Here is a 19,224-nt window from a genome sequence, read left to right as displayed (position 1 = left end):
TGAATTTGGCAGGTAACTTCATCCACCGGCTAATTCATGCCATCATAACGGCCAGAATAGGGACAGGCTCACTGCCGCCGTGGCCTACTATTATACTTTCGGCCATCGGGTACAGTGATGCCTTCAACAGGAATGAAGCAATTATTCAATGAATAAGCGCCTGAAAATTGTTATCGGGGTTGTTGCCGGGGGCACTATCCTGCTGGCCGCGCTGTGGCAAACCCTGCCGCGCTGGTTGCCCCGCCTGGCTGCGCAGTGGTTGCCGCCGGGCACGCAACTCACACTGGCCGGCCCATTGCGCTGGCACCAGGGGGCATTGCAGTTGCCGGGGCTTAGCCTACGCGCCCAGGGCTGCCCGCTGGCCACGGTGGGCGCGGCCAGCCTGGGCTATGTGGATGGGCGCTGGCAGTTGGCCAGTGAGCGCGTCAGTGTGGATACCGCCTGCCTGGCCAGGCTCCCGCCAGGGGATAGCGCTGGCGAACCGCTTTCTATCGACAAGCTTCAGCAACGGCTGCCGGCGCTGGATGTCACCGTGGCGCATTTCACTCTGCTGCCGTGGCAACAGTATGCCGGCAAGCTGCAGTTACATGCCGCCGGCGGCGGCCAGCAGTTGAGCTACCAGGGCGATAACCTCAGCCTGGCCGCATGGCTTGACGACAAACAGCAACTGACCCTGAACAACCTCACGATAATGCCGCCCGGCGGCACCCAGCCCTTGCACTTAAACGGCAAATTGACCGTGCCGCTCAGCCTGGATCGCCTGCCGGAACAGGGGGCGATCCAGGGGGAGATGCTGACGCCGTATCTGCAGCAACCGTTGCTGCTGAATCTACAGTGGCAGCAACAGCAAGGGGTGCTGGTGCTGCAGGAAAAAGGTGCCGGGCAGCAGCTGGCAACGCTGCCGTGGTCAGTCAGCGCACAGACGTTGAACATCAACCAGGGGCAGTGGCGCTGGCCGTACGCCGGCCAACCGCTGAGCGGCGGCATCAGCGCCGGGGTGGGCAACTGGGCCGAGGGGCTGGATGCGATGCAGATCAGCGCTCGCCTCAATGTGATCACCGCGGGGCATAACGGCAAAGGTAACGCCGTGTTGACGCTGGGGCCGGGCAAGCTGAGCCTGGTTGATAGCGATCTGGCCTTCCGCCTGACGGGCCAGGCCAACTTTGCGGATTTTTCCGCCACGGCGTCGATTCCCGGTGTGATCGGCGGCAGTGTTTTGAACCCCACGCTATCGCTGCAGCCGGGGTCGTTATTACGGGCCTGGGGCAATGTATCGCCAGAGATGAAGCTGGAAGAGATGCGTTTGCCGTTGGCCGGGGTTAACGTGACGCTGGCCGGGATCAGTGGGCGTTTACAGGCGATAATCCGGGCCAGCGACAGTTACTGGGGCAAGGTGCATGTGCATCTGGATGGCAAGGCGCAGAACTTCTGGCCGGACAGCGGCGATTGGCAGTGGCGCTATTGGGGCCGTGGCCGCCTTCCGCCGCTGCAGGCCAATTGGGATGTGGCGGGCAGCGGCCGTTGGCAGGGGCCGACGCTGGGGCTCGATCGTCTCTCCAGCGGTTTTGATCGCCTGCAGTATGGGTTGGTCACGGTAGCGGCGCCGCGCCTTAGCCTGCGTGAGCCGCTGGTGTGGCAGCGGGGTGATGAAGCCCCATCGCTCGGCGGCGCGTTGCAACTGGTGGCAGAGCAGATTGGTTTCGGCAACGGCGGGCGCCTGCCGGCACCGGTGCTGGATTTGCAACTTGCCGGGAGCGATCCTTTACACTTCCTACTGCGCGGGCAACTGCAGGCGCGGGATATCGGGCCGATTAAGCTGCGTGGCCGCTGGGACGGCGAACGTTTGCGCGGCGAGGGCTGGTGGCCGAAGCAGTCATTGACGGTATTCCAGCCATTGCTGGCTAAAGACGCCAACATCACGCTGAACAACGGCGAATTTTATGCCCAGGCGGCGTTTTCCGCTGCGCGTGAGCAAGGTTTTGAGGCCGGCGGGCACTGGGTGGTGAAAAACGGCGGTCTGTGGTTGCAAGACGGTGACGTGAGCGGGCTGGATTTTGTTTTGCCTTATCGGCTGAAGGATCACATCTGGCAACTGGGCACCAGGCAGCCGGTGGCGCTGCGGATAGCGGCGCTCAATAACCTGTTCCAGATGCAGAATATCACCGCCGATCTGCAAGGCAGCTACCCGTACAGTGAAGCGCGGCCGCTGACGCTCAGCAACGTGGGCGTCGATATGCTGAACGGGCATATCAGCCTGTCGGCGCTGCGGCTGCCGCAGCACGCCGCCGCGGTGCTGAAGCTGGAACGGATCGATCTCAGCGCGCTGTTTACCGCCCTCAAGCCCAAGCAGTTTGCCATGTCCGGCCGGGTGAACGGCGAACTGCCGCTGTATCTGAACGATCCGCAGTGGCTGGTGCGCAACGGCTGGATCGCCAATGCCGGTATGTTGACGCTGCGTTTGGATAAAGACATGGCCGATGCCATTGGCAGCAAAAATATGGTCAGCGGCATGGCCATCGACTGGCTGCGCTATATGGAAATTAACCGCACCCAGGCCCGGGTCGATCTCAATAACCTGGGCGAATTGGCGCTACGGGCGAAGATTGAGGGGCTAAACCCGCAGAAAAACGCCAAGCGCGAGGTTATTCTCAACTACAGCCATCAGGAAAACGTGTTCCAACTCTGGCGCAGTTTACGCTTTGGCGACAATTTACAAGAGTGGCTGGAGCAAGCCCTCTCAAAACCAGGGGATCAACAATGAAGACCGTGACCGGGCCGATGCTGGCTGCCGTACTCTCTGTTTGTGGCCTTGCGGGCTGTGTGCCGCGCATTGAAGTGGCCACGCCTAAAGACCCGATAACCATCAATATGAACGTCAAGATTGAGCATGAGATCCACATCAAAGTGGATAAAGACGTGGAAAATATGCTGAAAAACCGCAGCGATCTGTTCTAAGGGGCCGGGTATGAAAAAACGATATCTGTGGCTGTTGGCGGCCTGGTTGATGTGCGGCACGGCAATGGCGCTGACGCTGAACGAGGCCAAGCAGCAAGGGCGCGTGGGCGAAACGCTGAGCGGCTATGTGGCGCCGCTGAAGCAGGACGCGCAAACGCTGGCGCTGGTCGAGCGTATTAATGCCGGGCGCACCGAGCAATACCAGCAGGTGGCGGCCAGTAACAGCATCGCGCTTGATGAGGTGGCGCGGATGGCGGGGCAGAAATTGGTGGCGCGGGCGCCGGCCGGGGAGTATGTGCGCGGCATCAACGGCCAATGGTTGAAAAAGTAAAATAAAAAAAGCGCGCCTGATGGCGCGCAATAATGTAGACACTTTTGATTATTATGAGGATAGCGCAGGTGATAAACAGGCGGCGTTAGGCGCCGGCGATTTCTGCCAGTGCGGCCTTGGCTTCGGCCTGGGCTTTGGTCGCCATGTCCGGGCCATAGGCGATGCCTTCTTCGAAGACAAACTCTACGTCGGTGATGCCGATGAAGCTCAGGAACAGGCGCAGGTATGGTTCAACCAGATCGGTCGGGGTGCCTTTGTGGATGCCGCCGCGGCTGGTCAGGATGATAGCGCGTTTGCCTTTAACCAGGCCTTCCGGGCCATTTTCCGTGTAACGGAAGGTCACGCCGGCACGAGCGATCAGATCAAAATAGTTCTTCAACTGGGTGGAAATGTTGAAGTTGTACATCGGCGCTGCGATCACGATGATGTCGTTGGCCTGCAGTTCGGCGATAAGTTTGTCAGACAGCGCCAGGGCTTCTTGCTGGCGTGGGCTGAGCGGCGCATCGGAAGGGCGCAGAATGTTGACCAGTTCACCGTCCAGAACAGGAACCGGATCGGCAGCCAGATCGCGCACGGTGATGGTATCGCCGCTGTGCGTTGCAGACCACTGCTCAACAAAGAAATCAGCCAGTTGGTTAGACTGTGAATAGGTCGCCAGGATGCTTGACTTAAGAACCAGTACGTTGCTCATCAATAATTCCTTTCAGTTGTGACGGTGACATCAGGGCCAATGCCCGTTGCATGGGACACACTGTAAATAGGTTTCTTCAACAGAGATAGCGGAATATTTCGAGATCTTCGTTCGATTTTATTGAATGAGCATGGTTTGCGCTAACCAGATGGATTACGGGAAATTTTTGCGATGTGCTACCCTATGCGCCGCAGCTGAAAATTGCTAATCCCATTTTGAAAACGTTGCTCAATCCGCAATCCGGGCAGCGAAGAAACAAGGAATACCGACAGTGAAATCACCGCTCGCGGCATTATCAGGCCCGTTGAATGAACTGATGCTCCGTGATCAACAACGCCTGCGCCGCCGGCTGCACGGCAGTAAAAAAATAAAAGATCCTGCGGCGCAGCAGGCCGTCATCGGCGAAATAACCCAGGATATTGCCGCCGCACGCCTGAAAGTGCAGCAACGCCAGGCATCGTGCCCGAAAATCACCTATCCGGCCGGCCTGCCGGTCAGCCAGAAAAAAGACGATATTCTTAATGCGATCCGCGATCATCAGGTGGTGATCGTCGCCGGTGAAACCGGTTCGGGCAAAACCACGCAGTTGCCAAAAATCTGCCTGGAGCTGGGGCGCGGGGTGAAAGGCGTGATCGGCCATACCCAGCCACGGCGCCTGGCCGCGCGCACCGTCGCCAACCGCATCGCCGATGAGCTGGAAACCCCGCTGGGCGGCAGTGTGGGCTACAAGGTGCGCTTTAACGATCAGGTCGGCGACAACACGCTGGTCAAACTGATGACCGACGGTATCCTGCTGGCGGAAATCCAGCAGGATCGGCTGTTGATGCAATACGATACGCTGATCATCGATGAGGCCCACGAACGCAGCCTGAACATCGATTTTATCCTCGGCTACCTGCGCGAACTGTTGCCTAAACGCCCCGATCTGAAAGTGATTATTACCTCGGCGACCATTGATCCGCAGCGTTTCTCGCGCCACTTCAACAACGCGCCGATTATTGAGGTTTCCGGCCGGACTTACCCGGTTGAAGTGCGTTACCGCCCGGTGGTGGATGATGCCGACGACACCGAGCGCGATCAGCTACAGGCCATTTTTGACGCCGTGGACGAACTTGGCCGCGAAGGGCCGGGTGATATTCTGATCTTTATGAGCGGCGAGCGTGAAATCCGCGATACCGCCGATGCGTTGGCGCGGCTGAACCTGCCGCACACGGAAGTGTTGCCGCTGTATGCCCGCTTGTCGAACAGCGAACAGAACCGCGTTTTTCAATCGCACCACGGCCGCCGCATTGTGCTGGCGACTAACGTGGCGGAAACCTCGCTCACCGTGCCCGGCATCAAATACGTGATCGATCCGGGCACCGCACGCATTAGCCGTTACAGCTTCCGCACCAAGGTGCAACGTCTGCCGATCGAACCGGTTTCCCAGGCATCGGCCAACCAGCGTAAAGGGCGCTGCGGCCGCGTTTCGGAAGGCATCTGTATCCGGCTGTACTCCGAACAGGATTTTCTCTCCCGCCCGGAATTTACCGATCCGGAAATTCTGCGCACCAACCTGGCATCGGTTATTTTGCAGATGACGTCGCTGGGGCTGGGGGATATCGCCGCGTTCCCGTTTGTCGAAGCTCCGGATAAACGCAATATTCAGGACGGTGTGCACCTGCTTGAAGAGCTTGGCGCCATTAAAACCGCCGTCAGCGGGCATTACCAGCTCACGCCGCAGGGCCGGCAGTTGGCGCAGTTGCCGATCGATCCGCGCCTGGCGCGCATGGTGTTGGAAGCGCAAAAAACTGGCAGCGTGCGCGAAGTCATGATCATCACCGCAGCGCTCTCCATTCAGGATCCGCGTGAACGGCCGTTGGAAAAACAGCAGGCTTCGGATGAAAAACACCGCCGCTTTGCCGACAAAGACTCCGACTTCATGGCGTTCGTCAACCTGTGGGATTACCTGAAACAACAGCAGAAAGAACATTCATCGAACCAGTTCCGCCGGCTTTGCCGCAGTGAATTCCTGAACTACCTGCGGGTGCGCGAGTGGCAGGATATTTACACCCAACTGCGCCAGGTGGTGAAAGAGCTGGGGCTGCAGGTGAACAGCGTGCCTTCCGATTATCGCGCCGTTCACCTGGCGCTGCTCACCGGCCTGCTGTCGCACATCGGCCAGAAAGACGCGGATAAGCAGGAATACACCGGCGCGCGCAACGCCCGCTTTGCCGTTTTCCCTGGATCGGGGCTGTTCAAAAAGCCGCCGAAGTGGGTGATGGTAGCCGAGCTGGTGGAAACCAGCCGCCTGTGGGGGCGGATTGCCGCGCGTATTGAGCCGGAGTGGGTAGAACCGCTGGCGCAGCATCTGGTGAAGCACAGCTACAGTGAGCCGCATTGGTCAAAATCGCAGGGGGCGGTGATGGCCACGGAAAAGGTCACGCTGTTTGGCCTGCCGATTGTGGCGGCGCGCCTGGTGAATTACAGCAGTATCGATCCGCTGCTGTGCCGCGAGCTGTTTATCCGCCACGCGCTGGTGGAAGGGGATTGGCAGACGCGGCATGCGTTTTTTGGCGCCAACCTCAAGCTGCGGGCCGAAGTGGAAGAGCTGGAGCACAAGTCGCGCCGCCGCGATATTCTGGTAGACGATGAAACGTTGTTTAATTTTTACGATCGTCGTATCCCGAACGAGGTGGTTTCGGCACGCCACTTTGATCAATGGTGGAAAGCTACCGCCGCACAGCAGCCGGATTTGCTCAGTTTTGAAAAAGAGATGCTGATCAAAGACGGTGCCAATAAGGTGAGCGCGCTGGATTACCCGAACGCTTGGCACCAGGGCAACTTGAAACTGCGGTTGAGCTACCAGTTTGAGCCGGGCGCCGACGCTGATGGCGTCACGGTGCATATCCCGTTGCCGATCCTCAACCAGGTTGAAGAAGCCGGCTTCGAATGGCAGGTACCCGGCCTGCGGCGCGAACTGATTATCGCCCTGATTAAATCATTGCCGAAGCCGGTGCGCCGCAATTTCGTGCCGGCGCCCAACTATGCGGAAGCGTTTCTGGGGCGGGTGACCTCGCTGGACATGCCGCTGCTGGATGCGCTGGAGCGAGAACTGCGCCGCATGACGGGTGTTACGGTGTCACGTGATGACTGGCAATGGGATCAGGTGCCCGATCACCTGAAAGTGACCTTCCGCGTGGTGGGCGAAAAAAACAAACCGCTGCGTGAGGGCAAAGATTTGGCGGCGCTGAAACTTAGCCTGAAGGATAAGGTGCAGCAAACGCTTTCCGCCGTGGCTGATGACGGGCTGGAGCAGCGTGATCTGCACGTCTGGAGTTTTGGCAACCTGCCAGTGTTCTACGAACAAAAACGCGGCGGCTATGCAGTGAAGGCCTACCCGGCGCTGGTCGATGAAAAAGACAGCGTGGCGATCCGCCTGTTTGACAGCGAGCTGGAGCAGCAGCAAATGATGTGGCAAGGTACGCGCCGCCTGCTGCTGTTGAATATCCCATCGCCCATCAAATACCTGCATGAGAAATTGCCCAACAAAGCCAAACTGGGGCTGTATTTCAACCCGTACGGTAAAGTGTTGGATCTGATCGACGACTGCATCGCCTGCGGGGTGGATAAACTGGTTGCCGAACACGGTGGGCCGGTGTGGCAGGAAACACAGTTTGCCGCGTTGCAGGAGAAGGTGCGCGCCGAGCTAAATGAAACGGTGGTCGAGATCGCCAAGCAGGTGGAGCAAATCCTGACGACCGTATTCAACATCAATAAGCGTTTGAAAGGGCGCGTGGATATGTCGTTGGCGCTGGCGCTTTCCGACATCAAAACCCAGCTTGGCGGCCTGATCTATCGCGGTTTCGTCACCGCCAACGGCTGGAAGCGCCTGGTGGATACCCAGCGCTACCTGCACGGCATCGAGCGCCGTTTGGAGAAGCTCAGCATCGATCCGCACCGTGACCGCGCCCAGATGCTGCGGGTGGAGCAGGTGCAGCAGGCGTGGCAGCAGTGGCTCAACAAGCTGCCTGCCAAACGCCAGCAGGACGATGAGGTGAAAGAAGTGCGCTGGATGATTGAAGAGCTGCGCGTGAGCCTGTTTGCCCAGCAGTTGGGCACGCCGTACCCGATCTCCGACAAGCGTATCTTGCAAACCATCGATCAGCTATCGGCATAGGCGCAAGGCAGCCTGCAGCAAGCCGGCCGCGTTACTTTCTGGCCGCCAGCGCCTGCAGGGCATCGCTGATGGCGGTTACCGCCAGCGCCCGGTTATCGGCGCGGTAGCGGTCTTTTGCCGCCGGGGCGGAGCTTTGAATGGCGATCAGCCGCCAGCCTTCTGCGGTTTTCAGTAACAACGGGGAGCCGCTGTCGCCTGGCAAGGTATCGCACTGGTGTGACAGCACGCCCTGTTGCGCCCAGCCAGTAATTTTACAGTTTTGGTGGCTGTACAAATCGCCCAGGTGATCGGCCGGGTAACCGGCCTGGGTGATCAACCGCCCGGCCTCTTTCAGCGCCTGGGTCAGCGCTTTGCTGTCGCCTTGCCACAACGGCAGCGGGGTGATGGGCAACGGCTTGGGATCTTTCAAGCGGATCAGGGCAAAATCGTAGGCCGCCGCGGCCGGCGGCACAATCCAGCCCTCGCCATCCGGCTGCAGTTTTTTCCCCAGCTTTCTGTCCACCAGCGTTTCAATCTTCCCGGCCTGGTAACGCCAATGCTCGTTATTAACCACAAACCGCAGGGCAATCGCCTTATCCAGCTTGCCGGGCGGCGCCAACACGCAGTGCCCGGCGGTGAGCGCCAGGTGTGGGGAAATCAGCGTTGCGGTGCACAGATTACCGCTGGCCGTTTCAACCTGGCCGATGGCTTGCCAGGGCAAGGTGTTGGTTTCCGTTATTTTGACGCGGTCGTCCTTGCCGAAGAACAGCCGCGTTTGCTCAGTGAGCGATTCGTCAGCCTGGGCTGATAAGGATAATGAAAGCGGGAACGCACACAGCAACAGCAATAGGGGTTTATGCATAAGTCTCTTGCCTGACAACGACAGAACATCCATAAATTCATCGCGCTAACTTAACCCGCTCACGGGTGCCCGGCAATGGTTTTTCGACAATTCCGGCATTAAGCCAAACGGGGTTAAAGATAAAAAAAGAAGGCGATCAAGCCACAGGCGATCAAAATGACCAATATGATTTCGAACCGATAACGCTGCAGCATGGGTATGCCCCCCGATAATAAAACGCCCGGTGAACCGGGGGTTGATGCAATGGCCGCTGGCGGCAGCGGGTATTTCAGCCCGGCGCCAGAGTGGATATCATAAAGAACGGCCGCAATGCTTTCCGTAAACTATTGGTTTCGGTATGTAACCCAATGTACAACCTGGGTTTTACCGGCCGGGCCCGCTATGATGATTGTATTACTGGCCACCTTGGGCCGCCGATAACAGGAATGAACATGACTGATATAGCTATCCGCAGTGGGGTGACGGCCGGCGGCGCCGTACCGATAGCCTATGAGGATTGGGGCGATGAACATGCGCCGGCGTTATTGATGATCATGGGCATCGGCGCCCAGATGTTGCTGTGGCCGGATGATTTTTGCCGGGCGCTGGTTAAGCGTGGCCTGCGTGTTATTCGTTTTGATAACCGCGATGTGGGGCTGTCGGGCAAAACGCAGGGCCGGCGGCGCCTGCCGCTGTGGCGCTTGATCCTGCGTGCCCAGCTCGGCTGGCAGACGCCGGTACCGTATTCGCTGGCGGACATGGCGGCGGACGCTGTGCAGGTGCTGGATTATTTGCAGATTGCGCGCGCCCATGTGCTCGGTGGCTCTATGGGCGGCATGATCGCCCAAGTGTTGGCGGCCGAGTATCCGCAGCGCGTAAGCAGCCTGAGCATTCTATTCTCCAGCACCAATCAGCCACTATTGCCGCCGCCTGCGCCATCGTTGCTTTACCTGCTGTTGAAAAAGCCGGCGGTGGGCAGCGCGGAACAGCAACAGGCATACATCAAGGCGCACCTGCGCAAGATCGCCAGTAAAGCCTATCCCATGGATGAGCACGAGCTGGATGCCACGGTGGCACGCATCTGCGCGCGCGGCGTGGATAGCGAGGGGTTGCAACGCCAATTGTCGGCCCTGTTGGGCAGCGGCGATCTGCGCCGCTATAGCCGGCGTATTCAGGCGCCGACGCTGGTGATCCACGGCAGCGCCGATCGTCTGGTGCGCAAAGCCGGCGGGGTGGCAGTGGCGCGGGCGATACCTAACGCCAGGCTGCAAATTATCGCCGACATGGGGCATGATTTGCCGCAGCCGCTGCGGCCGCAGTTGGCCGAAATGATTGCTAAACACGCCCTAGCGGCGGGAGATTAAAGGGGGCATTGCCAACGGAAAGTGGCAATGCGGCAGTGATTTTAGTTACAACATACATATAGAAGCAGTACAACCAGCAGTCTGCAGCAGTAGTGCAAAGACGCAGCGATATAGCGCTATGTAACATCCATACGCCAACCGCCAGGGAGGTACGACGGCAGTTTCGGTGGGTGAACAACAAAGAGCGCCTTGGCCCGGGCATTAATCTGTGAGTCGGGTATTCTCCCGCTCGATGAACCCTTTTCCAGCCTCGATTATCCCGTCAGGATCCGACTGTGCTAGGCAATAAAAGAACATTCAGCGCATATTTTCCGTGATTATGCTTTTGCCTGGTGGCGAGGCCGGGATCACTCTTCATTATGTGGATGCGGTAAATCCGGGGTCACCCGGCACACAACGCCCAACAAAAGAAAATTTGTTGGGCGTTTCTGCGCGGTGCGCGTTTGTTTTACAGGTAACGGCTTTCCAGGTGTTGCCGGAAATAACGTGGATTTAATGGTTCGCCGGTGGCGTTGCCGATTAACTCGGCCGTCGGGTAGCGGCTGCCGTGTTGCCAGATATTTTGTTGCAGCCAATGGAACAGCGAAGTGAGGTTACCCTGGGCGATATCGCTATCCAGCGTTGGGATTGCCTGGCGTGCGGCATTGAACAACTGTGCCGCGTACATGGCGCCCAGCGTATAGGTCGGGAAGTAGCCGAAAGCGCCATCGGTCCAGTGAATATCCTGCATACAGCCGTTACGGTAGTTGCCAACGGTGTCCAGCCCCAGATAGCGCTGCATTTTCTCGTTCCACAACGCGGGGATATCCGCCACCTCGATATCGCCTTCAATCAGTGCCTTTTCTATTTCATAGCGCAGGATGATGTGCGCCGGGTAACTGACTTCGTCGGCGTTAACGCGAATTAAGCCCGGTTTTACCCGCTGGTTAAGGCGGATAAAGTTGTCTTCAGCCAACGCCGGCTGTTCGCCAAATTGTGCAACCACCAATGGGCGCAGGTGCTTGAGAAAACCTTCGGTGCGCGCCAACTGCATTTCAAACAGTAGGCTTTGTGATTCGTGAATGGCGGTGGAGCGGGCGGAGGAAATCGGTTGTCCCAGCCATTCGCGCGGCAGGTTCTGTTCATAACGGGCGTGGCCGGTTTCATGCACGATGCCCATCAAGGCCGTAAGAAATTCCGTTTCGTTATAGCGGGTGGTGATCCGAACGTCTTCCGGTACGCCGCCGCAGAATGGGTGTGCGCTAACGTCCACACGGCCGGCGTCAAAGTTGAAGCCGAGCAATTTCATCGCGCTAAGCCCTAATTGGCGCTGGCGCTCAATGTCGAATGGCCCCTGCGGCGTCAGAAGCGGTTCCTGCTGCTGCCTGGCGACCACCCGTTGCAGCAGATCCGGCAGCCAAGTGGTCAGATCGGCAAAAATACGATCCAGTTCACTGCTGCGCAGCCCGGGTTCAAACATAGCCAACAGGGCGTCATAGCGGCCGCAGCCTGCGGCCTGCGCACGGATCTGCGCTTCCTGGCGGCTGAGTTTCACCACCTCCTGCAGGTTTTCGGCAAAGCCTTGCCAGTCGTTGGCCGGGCGCTGTACACGCCAGGCATGTTCGCAGCGCGCGCCGGCCAGCCATTTGGCTTCCACCAGATCGGCCGGCACCACCACGGCATTGTCATACTGGCGCCGCATTTCCACCAGGTTGGCGCGCTCAATCTCGCTTAGCGTTTCCTGCCAGGCGCGATCGAGCAGGGCGCCGGTTGTCTGTGCCGACAAAAGCTGGTGCCGCAGCACGCTGAGTTCTGCTAAGGCCTCTGCCCGCGCTTTGCTGCCGCCGGGCGGCATCATGGTCTGCATATCCCAACCGGCGATGGCAGAAAGATGATCAAAGCGCGCCAGGCGCGTGAACAGAGTACAAAGTTCGCCATAGGCGGATGAAGATGTTGCAGCAGTCATAGTCAGCTCCCAAGTGCCTTCGGCCGGCCGGCGCTAAACCGGCTCGGTGGTTAAACCAAGAGGGTGTTTCACGGGCCAGCAGAAACGGAAACTGGCGCCGCCTAGCGGGCTACCCTCAACAAAAACCTGCCCCTGGTATGCCAGGGCAATGGAATGCACGATGGCCAGGCCCAGTCCGCAACCGCCGGTGGCGCGATCGCGGCTGGGATCAAGGCGAACAAAGGGTTCGAATACCCGTTCACGCTCTTCCAGCGGGATACCCGGCCCATCGTCCTCAACCTGCAGGCAGGCCAAATCGCCATCCAGCCACAGGCTAATGCGCAGCCGTTGCTGGCAGTAGCGCAGTGCATTGTTGACCAGATTATCCAGCACCCGTTCCATTAAGCGCACATCGGCGCCGCCGAAGTTGCCAGGATGCGGGATATCCAGCAGAATTTCGCGGTCAGGATGGATCAGGCGCACATCGGCGATTTTATCCTGAAGCCAAACGGGTAAATCAATCGGCCCGATATTCAGCGCCACCTGTGGGCGATCCAGGCGTGCGTAAGTCAGCAATTCATCGATCAGCGATTCCAACTGGCCGATATCGCGATTGAGCGCCTGCTGTTCGTCATCCGTCAGGTTATTACTCATCGCCAGGCGGTAGCGCAGGCGCACCAATGGTGTGCGCAACTCGTGCGCAATACCGTCAATCAACTGTTTCTTGCTGGCGATCAGGGTATTGATGTTATCGGCCATTTGGTTGAACGCCACGCCAAGCCGGCTGAGGCTGGAGGTGGGCTCGAAATGGGCACGCTCGTCCAGGTACCCGGCGCCCAGGCGCTGTGCGGCGTTTTCCAGCTTCATTAAATCGCGCCAGTGCGGGCGCATCCAGAGAAACACCGGCAGCGCCAGGGACATGCCGATTAACAGCAATACCGCCAGATCGAGCAAGCGCATCTGGTGCAGATAAAACAGATAAGGGATCGGGCCGACCACCAGAACGTAATGGCTGCGTGGTATGCGCTGCATAAAGGTATATTGATCGTCGAGCGCGACGATCTCGCCCTGCCGCAGGCGCTTTTTCAACTCGTCACTTAGCGCCTGTTTGCCCAGCGGCTCAATATGCAGTTTGAAAGACAGGTTCAGATCCAGCGTGGCGATGGTTTTATTCCAGTCTTTAAGTGGGATTTCCCGCAGCTCGCTGCGCATCAAATACAGCGAGCTTTTCATCAGATCGTCCATTGACTGCCGGCCGGCACGTTCGGCGGTAACCTTGTAGACTAAGCCAACCAGCATGGTCATCACCAGAAAACAGACAAAAAGCAGGAGAAAAAACTGGATGAAAAGTTTTTTCATTACTGCACCACATCCCAGGCATTCGGCGCGAACAGATAGCCTTTGTTGCGCACGGTTTTGATGCGAAAAGGTTCCAGCGCGTTATCGTAAAGCTTGCGGCGCAGCCGTGAGATCGCCACATCAATGCTGCGATCCTGCCCGTCATAGCTTACGCCACGCAGGTTTTGCAGCAGCGCTTCGCGATCCATGATTTGCCCAGCGTGGGTGGCAAGTTCCCACAGCAGATCAAAATCTGAGGTGGACAGGGTGATGTTCTCATCGCCGAGCGTCACCTGCCGGTTGGTCGGATCGATGCACAGCAGCCCAAAGTGCAGGGTGTTATGCGGGGTAATGGTTTGCGTCAGTGCTTCTTTCGGCTGGTTGCCGTGTTGGCGCAGATGCAGCCGCAGGCGGGCCAACAGCACGGCCGGCGGCGTGGTTTTCAAAATATAGTCATTGGCGCCCATCTCCAGCGACAAGATATGGTTCATATCGCTGTCGAGCGAAGTGAGCAGCACAATCGGGCCGGGGAATATCGGGCGCAGATCGCGGCACAGCGTCATACCGTCTTTGCCCGGCAGCATAATATCCAGCAACACCAAATCCGGCTGTTCTTGCTCAATACGCGCCTGGGCGGTATCACCGCGCGGTTCAATCAGCACATCGATATCATGTTTACCCAAATAGGCTGCGATCAGTTTGCCCACTTCCAGATCGTCTTCTACAAAAACAATTTTATGCATTATTTGTCGTTTCGTTAGGGACACCGTAAGCAGCATAACGCGCCGCTATGGCCTGCGCCATGCCTTTAGCGCAGCGGGCGGCCGCCGTCGACGCCATGGGTGCGCCCGGTAACGTAGCAACTGCCCAACAGATAATCGACCAGGTTGACCACCTCATTTTCGCCCGGCACGATTTTCATCAGCGATTTCTGCAGCGCCTGCTGGCGGTAGGCAGCATCATCGCCTGGGTTGAACAGGATCAGCGAAGGGGCGATGGCATTCACCTTCACCTCCGGCGCCAGCTTGCGGGCAAACGAGCGCGTCATGTTATCCAATGCGGCTTTGCTGGCGGCGTAGGCGATATGTTTATCGCTGCCTTTTTCCACCACGTAGTCGGTCAGGTGGATGATATCCGCGCCGGCCAGCCCCTGGCCGCGCAGGTTCTGCTCCAGTAACTGATTAAGCAGATAGGGCGTATAGACGTGGATTTGCAGCATCGCTGCCATAACCTGTTCCGGCGGCATATCGGGCGATTCCGCCAGCCAGGCGCTGGCATTATGGATAACCGCCCGCAGTTTGGGCGCGGCCTGCTGTACGCGCCCGGCAAAATGGTAGATGCCTTCGTGAGTGGAAAAATCACCCTGAATACAAATGGCGCCAAGCTGTTTTAATTCTGCCAGCGTGGGGTAATCGCTGCGGTAAGCGATGATCACCGGAATATCCCGTTGTAAAAATGACCTGGCAAGTGCAAGCCCAATCCTGCGGGCGCCGCCAGTAATCAGTATGGGGGCCGGGTGATGTGATTCCATTAATAAAGCTCCTGAGCAGGCTGGCAAACAGTAGGGGAATTATGCCATTATACGGCGGAAAATAGGTATACCTACATACTTCAAGTTACAGGTGTGTTGGCTGCGTTCTGTTACCCGAATCACTTACTTGCGTAAGGCCATCGGGTTTTGTTTGATTGCCGCCGGCCTGCAACGCTAATTATTTGGGGTAGGGTTTCGCGTTGAGTCCCCAATAGGGATGTATCCACTGGCCATGAGAGGAAGGAAGGGATGAGCAGCAGTCACCTTGCATCCGTCGAGCACAGTGAGAAAATCTGTTTTGATTACATGGATTTTCTGTCCGCATCGTGCAAAAAGCATTGGCGCTTTGTCGATGCCATTTATGGCGTGATGCCAATTTTTGGCATGGTTTTAAAATCGCGTGGCGCTGCGGCGGCGCAAACGCGTAACGAGCGCTTAAAAGAGCTGGCGTTGCAGGTAGTCTCGACGCAAGTCAGCGATGAAACCAATATTGTTCGCCTGATCGATCTGGCGGAGAAACAGGGGCTGTCGGCCTTTGATATTCAACTGCCTTACGCATTGGATGCCGGGCAATTAAAGGCCATTCAGCGCGAGTGCGCCGCGCATATCGTGATTGCTCAAGTGGGGGAACGTATCGTTATCACCCATTGCCAGGGTGGCTGACCGGGGCTTGCCCGGCCAGCTCCACTAATGCAGCAAGAACCAACCGGCGGGCACGGCAGCCAGCAGCAGCAGGCAAATTCCGCCTTTCTCCAATCGGTTTAGCAGTTCAGCGGCCTGATGGCTGCGGCGGGCAGCGGTAAAGACCAACAGCCCCGGCGCATACAACAGCACCGACATCAATAAGTGCATCATCCCCGAAGCGTACAACAACCATAAGCCATAGGCGCATGCTCCCACGGCCACCAGCAGCAGGCGGTTATCCCGGCGTTGCCGTGCGACTTTAAATAAGAACGCGCCCACCAGAAAATACGGCACCAAAATCATCTCGGAAGCGATGGTCAGCAAGGCGTTATAGTTGCTGCCGGTCAGCCAAATTAGCAAGAGTGCGGCCTGTACTGCGCCATTGGTCAGCCACAGCGAAGCGGCCGGGGCGTGGTGGCGGTTCTGCCAGCGGAAAATTTTGGGGAAAGCACCGTGTTGCGCCGCCAACAGCGGGACTTCCGCCGCCATAATGGTCCAGCTCAGGTAGGCGCCGCAGACCGATACCACCAACCCTGCGGCAATAATAATATCGCCCCATGGGCCGAGCAGCGTTACCATCAACCCGGCCATTGACGGGTTGCGCATTTGCGCCAGCTCATGCCGCGGCACCACGCCAAGCGAGAGCAGCGTGATCAGCAGATACACCGCCAGCGCCGCCAGCACGGCAAGCAGGGTGGCGCGGCCAACGTCTTTCTTCTGACGCGCCCTGGCGGAAACCACTACCGCGCCTTCCACGCCGATAAACACCCACAGCGTGATCAACATGGTGTTTTTGACCTGTTCCCAAACCGGTTTGCCCAGGGCCACGCCGTGGAAATCCAGGGTGAACACATCCAGCCTGAACGCGAAGATTGCCAGCACGGTAAACAGGCCAAGCGGCAACAGCTTCGCCAGCGTCGCCGCCAGGTTGATGCCGGCAGCGGTCTGTACGCCGCGCAGCACGAGCAAATGAACCATCCACAGCAGCAAGGATTCCCCCAGCAACGCCTGCCAGGTATTACCGTCGCCAAAAATCACCGCACCGTTGCGATCGGTAAACAGGCTCAGGGCAGCAAAGACAATCACCAGATAAGACACGTTGGCGATCACCGCGCACAGCCAGTAGCCCCAGGCAGAGAAAAAACCGACCAAATCGCCAAAACCTTCTTTGGCGTAGGTAAAAATGCCGCCGTCCAGATCGGGGCGCAGCCGGGTCAGCAACAGCATGGCGAACGCCAGGAACAGGATGCCCACGCCGGTGATCCCCCAGCCCAGCAGTAGTGCCGCCGGGCTGGCGATTGCGGCCATGTTCTGCGGCAGGCTGAACACCCCAGCGCCAAGCATGGAGCTGAGCACCAGTGCGGTTAATGCGGTAAGACCAAGTTTTTTTTCCAATGACAGACCTTGAATGCAGAATAATCAACTACGGGGCATTAAATGGTTGCAACAAAGTAATAACCATTCGTAATTAAAAAGAGGATTACCCTAATTTTTGCCGCAGATTTTACGGTGGGAGGCAACAGCATGCAATGATTGAATATGCGGAGTGGGTAAAAAGTTATTCATTATTCGGTTACGGAAAATAAATATCCTCCGGCATAGCCGGAGGTTTTTCTGATGCGCCTATAAGGCTCTGTTACCAGCCGCGCCCTAACAGGCGCATACGATCTGACATTTGCATCAGACCCCGTTACTTACGGCCCGTAAACGGGCTACCCGGGTAAGGGATCGATAACTGCTCGCCCATTTTATCCTCTTCAAGTTGGTGCTTTATGTATTCCTGTATCTTCGCGGTGTTCTTCCCCACCGTATCTACGTAGTACCCCCGGCACCAGAACTCCCTGTTTCTGTATTTGAATTTCAGATCTCCAAACTGCTCATAAAGCATCAGACTGCTTTTCCCTTTCAGATATCCCATAAAGCCAGATACGCTCATTTTGGGCGGGATTTCCACAAGCATATGGATATGATCTGCGCAGCATTCAGCTTCCAGGATCCGTACATTTTTCCACTCACATAGCTTTCTTAAGATACTGCCTATCGCCAGACGCTTCTCTCCGTAGAACGCTTGTCTTCGGTATTTTGGCGCAAAAACTATGTGATATTTACAGTTCCATCGGGTGTGCGCTAAGCTCTTTTCGTCCCCCATTGGGACCCCCTTTTGATTTCTTGTTGAACTTTTGCAGTTGCCAGACCGCAAGATGTTTTAACAAATCAAAAGGGGTTTTAATAACTGGCTTAAAGCTGAAAGCTTTCCGGAACCCCCAGCCTAGCTGGGGGTTTTCCATCGACAAAAAACGGGCAGGCCAACCGGCCTGCCCGCAGAAGAGGCTGACGACGCGGATTATTTGAAGAGATCGGCGTTGACGGTCAGGTTGCCGCCGCTCTTGTTTTGCCACTGGCGGGTAATGTGGTAGTACTTGGCGCCCTTGGCTGCGGCGCGTTTCGCCACCTCGGTGGAAACATCCGTCATGCTGTTGAAATGGCCGGTAAAGGTGACGGAATCAAACGGCTGCATTTGCGCCGCCGTGACGTTGTTCACTTCCTGAATTTTCGTGCCGTTCGGCAGGGTAACCGTATAGCGTTGACCGGTGGAAGACTGGGTCTCGAAGAAACGGCCTACGTTGCGGCTAGGAGAGCCGGAAGAGGCAACACCCGGGATCTCAACTTTGGCTGCGGCCGCGCCGCCGGCGGCCAGTGCTGCGCGGCCAGCGTCTGAATCGGCCGGGATGGCATCAGGGCTTTGCACAACGCGTTTTGGCGCATCGGCTTTGTAAATATAGGCGGTGATATATTGGTTGCCGCCCTGGTTGGCGTCAACCTGGCGCACGATAAAGAACGAATAAGCGCCTTTTTCTTTCGCTTTACGGGAGATGGCGTCATTGATGTCTGGCTGGCTGCGGTAAAAACCGCTCACGCTGACGGTATCGTAAGGCTCAAGCAGATAAGCTTCGTTTTTCGGCAGCTCTTTCACCCCATTAATTTCGCGATAGTTTTGTTCCTGGCCCACCGCAGGGGCATCTTTATGGTAGATGTCCGCAGTAACACGCCAGTTGCCGCCGTTGTTGCTGTTGTTGATGTCCTGAATGTAGAACGCGTCGGCACCCAGTTTATCTGCACGGCGGGATACGGCATCGGCGGCTTCATTGATGGCATTGAAGCGGCCGCTAATGGTGATGCGATCAAACGGCTTAATGGCCGCTGCTTTCTCTGGCGTTAATTCCTGTGCCGCATGAGCAGACAGAGCGGTAAGAGAGAGCAGGGCAGACGCGATGATCGTGGTCTTCAGCTTCATAAAAAATCCTTTCGCCTAGCGCATTAACATTGATAACGTGCTGAACTGTTGAGTGGTATTCAGCCGCCGATTATTACATGTACCTCTGTCACTGTCTCAGCATTTTGTTGCATATGCTGGACAAATCTGTTT

At 57.4% G+C, this 19,224-nt stretch carries 16 protein-coding genes; 6 read left to right on the top strand and 10 right to left on the bottom strand.

Annotated features, from left to right (window positions below; genetic code table 11):
• Nucleotides 1-148 precede the first annotated feature (148 nt).
• The 3 genes from ACN28Q_RS24760 to ACN28Q_RS24750 are packed head-to-tail and all read left to right on the top strand — an operon-like array spanning nt 149 to nt 3,286.
• Nucleotides 149-2,761, top strand: coding sequence for a YdbH family protein (locus ACN28Q_RS24760; RefSeq protein ID WP_095848771.1), 2,613 nt, complete (start codon nt 149-151; stop codon nt 2,759-2,761).
• A gap of 17 nt (nt 2,762-2,778) precedes the next feature.
• A complete protein-coding gene (locus ACN28Q_RS24755; protein ID WP_413541211.1) occupies nt 2,779-2,955 on the top strand; it encodes a YnbE family lipoprotein in 177 nt (58 codons plus the stop codon).
• Between the two features lie 10 nt (nt 2,956-2,965).
• Nucleotides 2,966-3,286 carry a YdbL family probable chaperone protein gene (locus ACN28Q_RS24750; RefSeq protein ID WP_095848769.1) on the top strand — a complete coding sequence of 107 codons (321 nt, stop codon included), beginning with the start codon at nt 2,966-2,968 and terminating at the stop codon, nt 3,284-3,286.
• An 85-nt stretch (nt 3,287-3,371) separates the two neighbouring features.
• On the opposite strand, the gene ACN28Q_RS24745 is transcribed toward ACN28Q_RS24750, so the two are convergent.
• A complete protein-coding gene (locus ACN28Q_RS24745; protein ID WP_095848768.1) occupies nt 3,372-3,977 on the bottom strand; it encodes an FMN-dependent NADH-azoreductase in 606 nt (201 codons plus the stop codon).
• A 271-nt stretch (nt 3,978-4,248) separates the two neighbouring features.
• On the opposite strand from ACN28Q_RS24745, the gene hrpA reads away from it, so the two are divergent.
• Nucleotides 4,249-8,136 carry an ATP-dependent RNA helicase HrpA gene (gene hrpA, locus ACN28Q_RS24740; protein WP_095848767.1) on the top strand — a complete coding sequence of 1,296 codons (3,888 nt, stop codon included), beginning with the start codon at nt 4,249-4,251 and terminating at the stop codon, nt 8,134-8,136.
• A gap of 31 nt (nt 8,137-8,167) precedes the next feature.
• On the opposite strand, the gene ACN28Q_RS24735 is transcribed toward hrpA, so the two are convergent.
• Nucleotides 8,168-8,977 carry a trypsin-like serine peptidase gene (locus tag ACN28Q_RS24735; RefSeq protein ID WP_095848766.1) on the bottom strand — a complete coding sequence of 270 codons (810 nt, stop codon included), beginning with the start codon at nt 8,975-8,977 and terminating at the stop codon, nt 8,168-8,170.
• Nucleotides 8,978-9,090: 113 nt separating this feature from the next.
• Entirely contained in the window at nt 9,091-9,171 is an 81-nt protein-coding gene (gene ydgU / locus ACN28Q_RS25210) for a small membrane protein YdgU (protein ID WP_095848765.1), read from the bottom strand.
• A 237-nt stretch (nt 9,172-9,408) separates the two neighbouring features.
• On the opposite strand from ydgU, the gene ACN28Q_RS24730 reads away from it, so the two are divergent.
• Nucleotides 9,409-10,320, top strand: a complete 912-nt coding sequence (locus ACN28Q_RS24730; protein ID WP_095848764.1) for an alpha/beta fold hydrolase — start codon at nt 9,409-9,411, stop codon at nt 10,318-10,320.
• Nucleotides 10,321-10,768: 448 nt separating this feature from the next.
• Here the strand turns inward: ACN28Q_RS24730 and ACN28Q_RS24725 are convergent, their stop codons facing one another.
• From ACN28Q_RS24725 to folM, 4 genes are all read right to left on the bottom strand, one after another.
• Entirely contained in the window at nt 10,769-12,265 is a 1,497-nt protein-coding gene (locus ACN28Q_RS24725; RefSeq protein ID WP_095848763.1) for a carboxypeptidase M32, read from the bottom strand.
• Between the two features lie 33 nt (nt 12,266-12,298).
• Nucleotides 12,299-13,603: a two-component system sensor histidine kinase RstB gene (gene rstB, locus ACN28Q_RS24720; protein WP_095848762.1), complete on the bottom strand. Its 1,305-nt coding sequence runs from the start codon at nt 13,601-13,603 to the stop codon at nt 12,299-12,301.
• Nucleotides 13,603-14,325 carry a two-component system response regulator RstA gene (gene rstA, locus ACN28Q_RS24715; RefSeq protein WP_095848761.1) on the bottom strand — a complete coding sequence of 241 codons (723 nt, stop codon included), beginning with the start codon at nt 14,323-14,325 and terminating at the stop codon, nt 13,603-13,605. The genes rstB and rstA overlap by 1 nt, the downstream gene beginning before the upstream one ends.
• A gap of 65 nt (nt 14,326-14,390) precedes the next feature.
• Nucleotides 14,391-15,113 carry a dihydromonapterin reductase gene (gene folM, locus ACN28Q_RS24710; protein WP_095848760.1) on the bottom strand — a complete coding sequence of 241 codons (723 nt, stop codon included), beginning with the start codon at nt 15,111-15,113 and terminating at the stop codon, nt 14,391-14,393.
• 249 nt (nt 15,114-15,362) lie between these two features.
• On the opposite strand from folM, the gene ACN28Q_RS24705 reads away from it, so the two are divergent.
• On the top strand, nt 15,363-15,776 hold the full coding sequence (locus ACN28Q_RS24705) for a hypothetical protein (protein WP_095848759.1): 414 nt from the start codon (nt 15,363-15,365) through the stop codon (nt 15,774-15,776).
• Nucleotides 15,777-15,800: 24 nt separating this feature from the next.
• Here the strand turns inward: ACN28Q_RS24705 and ACN28Q_RS24700 are convergent, their stop codons facing one another.
• The 3 genes from ACN28Q_RS24700 to ydgH form a co-directional block, all read right to left on the bottom strand.
• Nucleotides 15,801-17,192: an amino acid permease gene (locus tag ACN28Q_RS24700; protein ID WP_095848758.1), complete on the bottom strand. Its 1,392-nt coding sequence runs from the start codon at nt 17,190-17,192 to the stop codon at nt 15,801-15,803.
• 295 nt (nt 17,193-17,487) lie between these two features.
• On the bottom strand, nt 17,488-17,946 hold the full coding sequence (tnpA, locus tag ACN28Q_RS24695) for an IS200/IS605 family transposase (protein WP_038918153.1): 459 nt from the start codon (nt 17,944-17,946) through the stop codon (nt 17,488-17,490).
• 195 nt (nt 17,947-18,141) lie between these two features.
• The gene (gene ydgH / locus ACN28Q_RS24690) at nt 18,142-19,092 is read right to left on the bottom strand and encodes a DUF1471 family protein YdgH (RefSeq protein WP_095848757.1); all 951 of its coding nucleotides are present in this window, start codon (nt 19,090-19,092) and stop codon (nt 18,142-18,144) included.
• Nucleotides 19,093-19,224 lie beyond the last annotated feature (132 nt).

This window comes from Gibbsiella quercinecans, from assembly GCF_002291425.1.
Classification (GTDB): Bacteria; Pseudomonadota; Gammaproteobacteria; order Enterobacterales; family Enterobacteriaceae; genus Gibbsiella; species Gibbsiella quercinecans.
Note: the sequence above shows the minus strand (reverse complement) of the source record. Positions and strands in the feature narration are given on the sequence as shown.

What these genes read in the sequence shown, in the direction of transcription:
- ACN28Q_RS24760 (WP_095848771.1), top strand. Translation starts at nt 149, where the DNA reads ATGAATAAGCGCCTGAAAATTGTTATCGGGGTTGTTGCCGGGGGCACT.
- ACN28Q_RS24755 (WP_413541211.1), top strand. Translation starts at nt 2,779, where the DNA reads ATGCTGGCTGCCGTACTCTCTGTTTGTGGCCTTGCGGGCTGTGTGCCG.
- ACN28Q_RS24750 (WP_095848769.1), top strand. Translation starts at nt 2,966, where the DNA reads ATGAAAAAACGATATCTGTGGCTGTTGGCGGCCTGGTTGATGTGCGGC.
- ACN28Q_RS24745 (WP_095848768.1), bottom strand. Translation starts at nt 3,977, where the DNA reads ATGAGCAACGTACTGGTTCTTAAGTCAAGCATCCTGGCGACCTATTCA.
- ACN28Q_RS24735 (WP_095848766.1), bottom strand. Translation starts at nt 8,977, where the DNA reads ATGCATAAACCCCTATTGCTGTTGCTGTGTGCGTTCCCGCTTTCATTA.
- ydgU (WP_095848765.1), bottom strand. Translation starts at nt 9,171, where the DNA reads ATGCTGCAGCGTTATCGGTTCGAAATCATATTGGTCATTTTGATCGCC.
- ACN28Q_RS24730 (WP_095848764.1), top strand. Translation starts at nt 9,409, where the DNA reads ATGACTGATATAGCTATCCGCAGTGGGGTGACGGCCGGCGGCGCCGTA.
- ACN28Q_RS24725 (WP_095848763.1), bottom strand. Translation starts at nt 12,265, where the DNA reads ATGACTGCTGCAACATCTTCATCCGCCTATGGCGAACTTTGTACTCTG.
- rstB (WP_095848762.1), bottom strand. Translation starts at nt 13,603, where the DNA reads ATGAAAAAACTTTTCATCCAGTTTTTTCTCCTGCTTTTTGTCTGTTTT.
- rstA (WP_095848761.1), bottom strand. Translation starts at nt 14,325, where the DNA reads ATGCATAAAATTGTTTTTGTAGAAGACGATCTGGAAGTGGGCAAACTG.
- folM (WP_095848760.1), bottom strand. Translation starts at nt 15,113, where the DNA reads ATGGAATCACATCACCCGGCCCCCATACTGATTACTGGCGGCGCCCGC.
- ACN28Q_RS24705 (WP_095848759.1), top strand. Translation starts at nt 15,363, where the DNA reads ATGAGCAGCAGTCACCTTGCATCCGTCGAGCACAGTGAGAAAATCTGT.
- tnpA (WP_038918153.1), bottom strand. Translation starts at nt 17,946, where the DNA reads ATGGGGGACGAAAAGAGCTTAGCGCACACCCGATGGAACTGTAAATAT.
- ydgH (WP_095848757.1), bottom strand. Translation starts at nt 19,092, where the DNA reads ATGAAGCTGAAGACCACGATCATCGCGTCTGCCCTGCTCTCTCTTACC.